General features: G+C 37.6%; 10 protein-coding genes. 2 read left to right on the forward strand and 8 right to left on the reverse strand.

Annotated elements, in window-relative coordinates; translation table 11 throughout:
• Positions 1-120: 120 nt before the first annotated feature.
• The 4 genes from H4O18_RS20685 to H4O18_RS20700 form a co-directional block, all read right to left on the reverse strand.
• Complete coding sequence (locus H4O18_RS20685) at positions 121-858, reverse strand: oxygen-binding di-iron domain-containing protein (RefSeq protein WP_187588228.1); 738 nt, start codon at positions 856-858, stop codon at positions 121-123.
• Positions 859-1,128: 270 nt separating this feature from the next.
• On the reverse strand, positions 1,129-1,770 hold the full coding sequence (locus tag H4O18_RS20690) for a hypothetical protein (RefSeq protein WP_187588230.1): 642 nt from the start codon (positions 1,768-1,770) through the stop codon (positions 1,129-1,131).
• A gap of 332 nt (positions 1,771-2,102) precedes the next feature.
• The gene (locus H4O18_RS20695; RefSeq protein ID WP_187588232.1) at positions 2,103-2,942 is read right to left on the reverse strand and encodes a hypothetical protein; all 840 of its coding nucleotides are present in this window, start codon (positions 2,940-2,942) and stop codon (positions 2,103-2,105) included.
• A 416-nt stretch (positions 2,943-3,358) separates the two neighbouring features.
• Positions 3,359-3,871 carry a VOC family protein gene (locus H4O18_RS20700; RefSeq protein WP_187588234.1) on the reverse strand — a complete coding sequence of 171 codons (513 nt, stop codon included), beginning with the start codon at positions 3,869-3,871 and terminating at the stop codon, positions 3,359-3,361.
• A gap of 157 nt (positions 3,872-4,028) precedes the next feature.
• On the opposite strand from H4O18_RS20700, the gene H4O18_RS20705 reads away from it, so the two are divergent.
• Positions 4,029-4,304, forward strand: a complete 276-nt coding sequence (locus H4O18_RS20705; protein ID WP_246474513.1) for a winged helix-turn-helix transcriptional regulator — start codon at positions 4,029-4,031, stop codon at positions 4,302-4,304.
• A 175-nt stretch (positions 4,305-4,479) separates the two neighbouring features.
• On the opposite strand, the gene H4O18_RS20710 is transcribed toward H4O18_RS20705, so the two are convergent.
• Both H4O18_RS20710 and H4O18_RS22035 read right to left on the reverse strand, forming a co-directional pair.
• Positions 4,480-5,154: a hypothetical protein gene (locus tag H4O18_RS20710; protein WP_222942487.1), complete on the reverse strand. Its 675-nt coding sequence runs from the start codon at positions 5,152-5,154 to the stop codon at positions 4,480-4,482.
• A gap of 1 nt (position 5,155) precedes the next feature.
• The gene (locus H4O18_RS22035) at positions 5,156-5,434 is read right to left on the reverse strand and encodes a hypothetical protein (protein ID WP_222942488.1); all 279 of its coding nucleotides are present in this window, start codon (positions 5,432-5,434) and stop codon (positions 5,156-5,158) included.
• A gap of 260 nt (positions 5,435-5,694) precedes the next feature.
• Here H4O18_RS22035 and H4O18_RS20715 point away from each other — a divergent pair, with 260 nt between their 5' ends.
• A complete protein-coding gene (locus tag H4O18_RS20715) occupies positions 5,695-6,750 on the forward strand; it encodes an IS110 family RNA-guided transposase (protein WP_085501051.1) in 1,056 nt (351 codons plus the stop codon).
• A gap of 372 nt (positions 6,751-7,122) precedes the next feature.
• Here the strand turns inward: H4O18_RS20715 and H4O18_RS20720 are convergent, their stop codons facing one another.
• Together H4O18_RS20720 and H4O18_RS20725 are read right to left on the reverse strand one after the other, a co-directional pair.
• Positions 7,123-7,410 (reverse strand): type II toxin-antitoxin system RelE/ParE family toxin, encoded by a 288-nt coding sequence (locus tag H4O18_RS20720; RefSeq protein ID WP_187588238.1) that lies wholly within the window; start codon positions 7,408-7,410, stop codon positions 7,123-7,125.
• A complete protein-coding gene (locus H4O18_RS20725) occupies positions 7,397-7,642 on the reverse strand; it encodes a ribbon-helix-helix domain-containing protein (protein ID WP_187588240.1) in 246 nt (81 codons plus the stop codon). The genes H4O18_RS20720 and H4O18_RS20725 overlap by 14 nt, the downstream gene beginning before the upstream one ends.
• Between the last annotated feature and the right edge of the window lie 378 nt (positions 7,643-8,020).

Consider the following 8,020-nt stretch of genomic DNA (forward strand, 5'->3'; position numbering starts at 1 on the left):
ATTTCAATAAACTTAAAGATAGTTTATTTTGGGCTATGACTGAAATTTGAAGAAGCTCTTAGGTAGATCTAATAGTTTGTCAATCTGATGGTTATGACCTAAAATACATTATAGGAGGGTTTAAACCACCTTAAGCTCTTTGTGCCACAATTCCCTCATTACAATATCAAGATCCCGTAATGCCTGGCTACAATCCCCTACAAATGAAGAACCATGCATGGTTGCCAGGGTCTTAGGTTTTAAATCTGCCAAGGAATAAAGTATCTGTGCAGTATTATGCGTATAAGGAGTATATTCCATCAATGGTCCCTGATCATATTCGAGCATAGAACTTTTATGCGAAGCCAAGATGTCCTTATCCGTTATATCTGTTACATTACCATTTTGGTGAAAAAGATCCGAACATAAAAGAGTTCCGTTTGTTTCCTCAAACAATACGCCAGCATCCCAACCATGTGGTAAATGTGGCGTTCTAATAAAACGATATTTATGTTTGCCTGTATTTAATATTTCATTACTGGCCATTGCATGGGCCGGTCTTATTGCAAAGTCACCCATATTTACTATGGCACCTACTTCACTGCACACGGCTTTAGCATTTGGAGCTACCTGCAGCCACTCATTAAGTGCCCCGCACTCATCCACCTCAAAATGACTAAAACCGATCCACATGATCTTTGATGGATCAATTAATTTGCGGACCTCTTCCAGTACCACGGGAAACATTTGTTTCATTCCTGCATGATATAGCATGGGTTCATCATCTTTGATCAGAAAATGATTGAATTGTAGATTGAATTCTTTAACAAATACTGAGATTCGGTAAACATCCGGTGCTATTTCTGAAACTTTGATCATGACTTCATTTTTTAATGAATGAGAATAAATTAATATTCTATTCCTATTGATATGTAATAAAGATATTACAGAAAAATCAGGCACGATTGTAAAAAAACGACATTGTAGAAAAGGTTTTCTTCCTTTGTCCGTTTTTGTCCCAGATTCGTAACGAGAACCTTAAGACTTTACCACAGTATCCCTAAAGTTGAGGATTTTCGGCTTAACACTCCAGAAGTGTGGTTAGGAAATCAGTGACAATGGACAACAAGGTGTGTTGGCGAATCTTTTTTATTGATTTTTGAAATACCTATCGAGTTTCATTTCGTAAGTTTCCTCTCTCGTTAGAAGATAGATTGCCGCCCATAATCGGTTTTTGGGAATATTAAAATCAAATTTGGAATGGTTTTCAGTAAACCAATATGCCGAATAAGCAGATAGGTTTCCCACATCGCTCATTAGTTTTCGTAGTGATTTGAAATATGGGTCCTCTTTTCCGATTTCTTCAAGGTAGTCCATGTATTTGCTAAAGGGTTTTAATTCCAGGGTAGTAATATTGTCAAGATTTCTATAAATGCTATCCCGATAAGTGATAAGGTCAATATGGTCGTTAAAAGTCCATACAGCTGCGAATTGTGCAGTATCCAAACTTTTTAGGAATTGATATTTCACATTTTCTTCAAAGGGCACAATATATTCTGGGGTTTTTGCAATTTTTTCAAAAAAAAGATGGTATGTTTCATTGGCGCCGGTTCTATTCCCATTATCTAAAACCAAATCGTCCACATACTGAATCATGGACTCCAAGCCTTTAATTTCAGTATCTGTAAAAACTTTGGTTAAAGATTTATCGCTCCTTAAGTCAATCCCATTTTGACTCCAGAGTTGTGATGTTGCCAATAAAAATGATATAATAACTATAACTTTATTCATGATTTTAAATTCTGGTTTAAAATTATTGCCTAAGGTTATGTATAGTTACTGAATACTAGTAACTATATTCTTCTTATATCTCTAAGATAACAAATCCCTGGTATTTTCCAGTTCCAATATTTTTTGAAAAAGGGCCGGTAAAGGCGCAAAAATGGGAAGGCTAAATTTTTAGAAGCATTTGAACAATTAGCTGCGCTGACACGAGCTGAAGCCTGGCCTAACTAGGGGCGTGACACAAGTGCTTACAGGGGCAGGAACAATCTTGTTTTTTAGTGAGTATCCCAAAACCTTTTTGAACCAAAAAATATTTGACATAATGAATAAGCGGTTTTTTAATTGGAATAAAGATTAAAAAAATGTTCTGTATCTTTTATGTCTTGTATTCCTAATATCCAACAAACTTCGGAAAGGTCCGAAAAGTCTAATCCACCCTTCGAAATGGCCTCATTGTTATAACGTCCTTCTTTTCCGTTATACTTATTGGATAATTCTATAGCAAGCTCCCATATTTCTAACAGTTCTGGGTTCTTAATTTTATCTTTCCAGTTAGAATAGTCAGGTGAACGAAAGCCCGGTGTTCCATTTCCAACAACGTTACCATCAGGTATTTTATGATAATCAGCATTATTTTTTACAAATTGAAGGTGCTCAGGGGAGGTTACTTTTTCGTTCCAATCAGAATGTTGAACCACATGAATATTTTGAGTGGTATTTATTTCAGGTAAATCAGCTTGAATAGATCTTAAAAGTTCAGCCGTAAAATCTGATTGCCCCGCCTCTGCAATCCAAATTGCACCTTCATTTTCGAGTGTCGCTATTATTTTAACTTTAACTTGCTCAACTGCGGATTTTCTATTTTCATGGGCATCTGACCAATTGTCTCCAAAAGCAAGCTGAAATAAAGCGTTAGGAGGAATGTATAACCCGTCCTGAATACCATAAGTACCAGCAACTGCATAATAGTTTATTTTTAAAAAATTGGGATTGGATATTAGAGTAATAAAAGCGGCTAAAGTATGAAGGTCATCAACATCTGTTTTGCAATCATATTGAACCAATAATAGGTCCTTTTCTATATTAAAGCTTGTTGATTGAGAGTCACTTTTATCCAAATCATTACTTTTACAAGACCATAAAATTATTGCTATTAAAATTAATATTTTCGACCTCATTTTGCGTTAATTTATAAATATTCAATTTACTTGTATACTCCACATAAACTTTAAAAACTTCTATTAATTATCATAGCTGTTTTAACATTGATTTTTCAGATTACCTTATAAATGGGACGTCTTCTTTTGTATTCACACTATAAGTTAATGGCAAGCTTAGTGGTGATTTTTTTCAACGGACATGTAAAGTTACTAGTTAATTATACAACTTTTATATCTCTAAGATAACAAATCCCTCGGATTTTCCAGTTCCAATATTTTTTGAAAAAGGGCCGGTAAAGGCACAAAAATGGGAAGGCTAAATTTTTAGAAGCAATTGAACAATAAGCTGCGCTGGCACGAGCAGAATGTCAGTCTGTCGATAGGCAGGCGCGTGCTAGTGGGAGAGCCTATTGCAATTTATAATCATTTTGGGTTTATTTTGAATAAGCACCTGAAGAATATGTCAATTCATAACTATGCGTGTAAATTTCAAAAACAATACCGAAGGGGTCTTCCACATAGCACATTTTGAAAGGTTTATCGTTAGGGTAATATTCCCTAATCGGCATACGCTGTTTACCACCATAAGAAACAATCTTATCTATTAACTCTTCAATATTTGGGTCTTGTACGCAAAAATGAAAAAGGCCGGTATTGAAAGGATTAAATTCGGGAGCTTCTTTTATTCCGTTTGGAAAGGAAAATAATTCAATTCCAATTCCGTCCGAAGTTGCCAAATGGGCAATTTCAAATTCAGTCCAGTCCTCTCCGAAAACATCAATGCACATTTGACCGATAGCGGTCTCCCTTTCCTTTTTGACTTTGGATGGTTCCATTATTATGTACCAGCCCATTACTTCTGAATAGAATTTTACAGCTTCATTTATATTAGGAACTGTAATTCCAATATGAGAAAATGATTTTGGATAATTTTTAATATCTGTCATTGGTTCTAATTTTAATTGCAAAATTAATTTATATTTGCCTTATGGGCAATAACTTACTAAAAAGTAGTATAGTTACCAAAAGGAGTATAATAATGATAATCAGTAATTTAAGTTAATGATTCTGAAAAAAGATAATAGTTGTCCTTTAAATTATACAATGAATATAATAGGCACAAAATGGAAGCCTTTAATTTTATTTCATTTATTGGAAGGTGCTTTACGTTCAGGAATATTACAAAAGAAAATCCCTGGCATTTCAAATAAAATGTTTACCCAAACAGTAAGGGAATTGGAAAAAGATGGGCTTATTACTAGAAAAGTTTTTCCTGTAGTTCCTCCTAGAGTGGAATACAAATTAAGCGATAGAGGGAATTCATTGGAGGAAATTTTAAGGAGTTTGGATACTTGGGGTTCCACTGATTGTCAAAACTGATTGCCTTGCGAATATTTCCAATTTGTGGGTGAGGTATTGAATATGGTGCGTTTGGCAATTGATCGATTATATATTTCAATTTTATACTATACCTATTTAATCATAAATTACACATTGTCAGGTGTATACTGCCAAAAAGCTTGGCAAGCGGGAACGACTCTGTAGGGCTGGTTAATTAAACATGGTGTTGTTTGTAGTTTTCTATTTCGAAATGTTTCAATACACGTAAAACCCTTAACGTATTCCATCTGCTTGGTTTTCCCGCTTTTTCCATTTCAAAGTGATCTCTTCCTGGATGCTTGGATTGTACATTCCAGGTAGAATCTTTATTTCGCTTTTTTAGTAAAACCTGGATTGCTGGATTCATTCTCTCATCCCATCTACGTCCAGAATACTGAAAATAATCCAATGCGCGAAGAATATCGTACTTCCACCGACTTGGATATGGAAGATTTAGAAATTCTTTTCTAATAATGTTTCCTGTTCGGTCAGAAAGAAATAATTGGTGTATTAGGATAAACTCTTCTGCACTCCTTATGGCATTTTGAATTTCATTTTTTCGGTAAGTGTTTCCTGCCTTCTGGATCTCCAGTAATCCTTCAAGCACAGATAAGGTAGTGTGTAACGAACTATGAACCGCTCCACTTCTTGTTGTTCTACAATTGAACCCTCCATCTGGCATTAATTCATTCATAATACTATCTGCAACTGAGTATAATTTTTGTTCTTCCGTTTGAAAGTAAGTCGCATAATTCAAAAACATTCCATTTACACAAACATCACTATGGACAGATGTAGAAGGCCCCAATTTTATACCTCCATCTTCAGCTTTAGAGGAGGCCAAGACCATCTCAATGGTTTTTTGCAGTTCTTAGGCACAAGTTGCGAAGGTCTAAAAGGGTATAATGGGAGGAAATCCACTTTGGTTGATAAAAACTCTGTCCCCAATGTCCATTCGACTTTCGTTTGGACAAAAACTGTTTTCCCCAACCTTCTTGGGCTATTCTATCTTGTAAGTCTTTGCGGTCATTTCCTAACAAATCTCGGTAAACCTGGTATTGTATTGAAACATCACCCTGTAGCAACCATTCTATGATTTGTTGTTCATCCATTCTAATTACTGCTAGCATGTTGGTGTATGGTCATTTCCTAACAAATCTAGCAAATACAAACCGAACCTGCTAGCCGACAGACTGGTAGAAAATCAGTCCCGCCACGCTTTTGGGCGTGGGAGAATTTTCGTAAGTAGGCTATAACCAAGCAACCCGCCCGTACCGAACGGTACATGCCCTACTGATCAATCAGACGGTCGTTCGGGAAGGTTAATTATAGCATCGATGAAAAAGCAGTAAGTCGAGTATCTTTAAATTATAGCTAAAACCTTAAAGATATGAACACTCAAATTACTGCCACACCTAAGTTATTCATTGGTATCGATATACACAAACGAAGCTGGAAGATTCATTGTTCCACGGACCTTTTTTCAGGCAAATCCTTTAGCATGGCTCCCGATCCGGAACTTTTACGGAAGTATGTAGACAAACATTTTGCAGGACATGAGGTCAATGTTGTCTATGAGGCCGGTTGCTGTGGTTACCATGCCCATCGTTGCTTTGAGGGTTATGGTTGGCGTTCAATGGTGGTGAACCCTGCCGACGTACACAGAAAGGGACGGGAACTCCATGCAAAGACCGATATGATCGATGCTCAATTGCTGAGTAGGGAACTTAAGGACGGTCGTCTGGACAGCATCCACGTACCAGGGAAGGAACGGGAACAGCTCAGGAGCCTTTTCCGTAGGCGCAACGATCTCGTAAAGGACTATAGGCGGATCAAGAGCTACATCAAGATGCAGTTGCTCTATTTTGGTATCAAGGAACCCGAGGAGTTCGACAACGACCATTGGAGCCACAAGTATCGGAAGTGGTTGGACGATTTGGTCTTTGGATATCCCACGGCGAAGGCGACCTTGGAGAGCAGGATGCGTTTTTTTCGTTTCGTGGATCAGGAACTGCGCGATGTTTCTACCCAACTCAGGAGGTATTGCAAAGTCCACTACAAGAAGGATTATATGCTGCTGCGGAGTATTCCCGGAATCGGAGGGATAGTGGCATGCGGCATTCTTTGTGAATTGGGGGACCTGAGGAGGTTCAACAGCGTAAAGCATCTGGCGGGCTATGTAGGCCTGGCCCCAGGGGTGCACCAGAGCGGAAGTAATTATAGGACACTGGGGATAACGCCAAGGGCGCACCGTTTGATCCGGTCCTACTTTGTGGAGGCTGCCTGGCAGGCGATACGGGCGGATCCTGTTATGCAGGCCTATTACCGCAAGCACCATGGCAAGAACGTAAAGAGCATTATCATAAAGGTGGCCAGGAAACTGCTGAGCAGGACACTGGCGGTAATAAAGACGGAGACCCCTTATGTGATAGGGGTATTGGAATAACCTAAAGGATAAACAGCAACCAGATAACAAAGCTCACAACGAAGTATTCAAAGCCAGTACCACAAAACAACGTGGGTGGCCCAAGGAATTGGGATCACATTTTTATAGCAAGTGGCCGGGCTTATTATAACTTATAATCATACAGATGCCGGTGACGTTCATAATCTAGGATCGATCACATATAGGATGCGGAGCAAGTTATATATGGTGTTGAAGTATTGACAACCAAGTAAAAAGCTGACAAGGGTTGCCAACAATTCAACACCCCAAAATCACCAATATGGACTGATAAAAAATAAAATATTAACTTTAAGGAACTGGACTAGTGCTTTTCATAGGAGCCCTTGTTGGCAACAGTTTTATTTTAACTTTTTAGAGAATCTCATTCAAATCTTGCCGTCCAACAATTGCCATTATTTCAATAAAGTCACCATTTACTCTGTAATAAATGCTATCAGAACCGCAAACACAACGTCGATATCCCTCTCTTATAAAATCAACCGCTTCAAATGAAAATGGGCTTTGGGCTATAATGTCAAAATATTCAAAAAATGATTCGAAATATTTGTCTGCTTGGGCCATCCCGAATTTTTTAACACCGTAATGATGAATTCGAATCAAGTCATTTTTTGCTTCATTACTTAATCTATATTTTGTCATTAAGTAAAGACTTAGATTGCTTTAATATTTGTCCTTTTCCATCGTCAGTGAATCCATTCGTTTCAGCTTTTTCTAATTTTGCATTGATCCAGTCAATTTGAACTTGCTGTTTTCTTGCTTGTCTAATCAAATCATTTACAAGCTCACTTTTACTAGTGTATTCGTTATTTTCTATTTGATTTTTTAACCATTCATCATTGGGTTTTGTGAATGAAATGCTTTGTCGTGCCATAATATATGTATTTTGATGTAAATATACACCAAAATCGCATCAATCGCAAATTACTTAATATTGTTGCCAACGTTTTGGCTATGCGTCAGTGCGGGATGACGGAGTGTAACGCAGTCAACCGCGGCTGACCACCAGCCAAAATTTTAAGTTTGATTGGTAATTTACTCAAATACCAATTAAGAATTAAAATTTGGGCGAGTTCGAGCGTCGACCTTGTCTACCGATGAAGAGCCCGCATTGCGTATAGCCTGTGTGCCTGTTGCACAAGTTAGCAAAAAAGTCGGTCATGATCATTGTGGATCGGCGGATCGATCGTAACTTTAGTTATGCAAGGAAAAAAGTATTATCAGGAAAAACTCTTCAACCGTTTCCAGCTCA

It is taken from the genome of Arenibacter arenosicollis (genome assembly GCF_014397245.1).
GTDB classification, from domain to species: Bacteria; Bacteroidota; Bacteroidia; order Flavobacteriales; family Flavobacteriaceae; genus Arenibacter; species Arenibacter arenosicollis.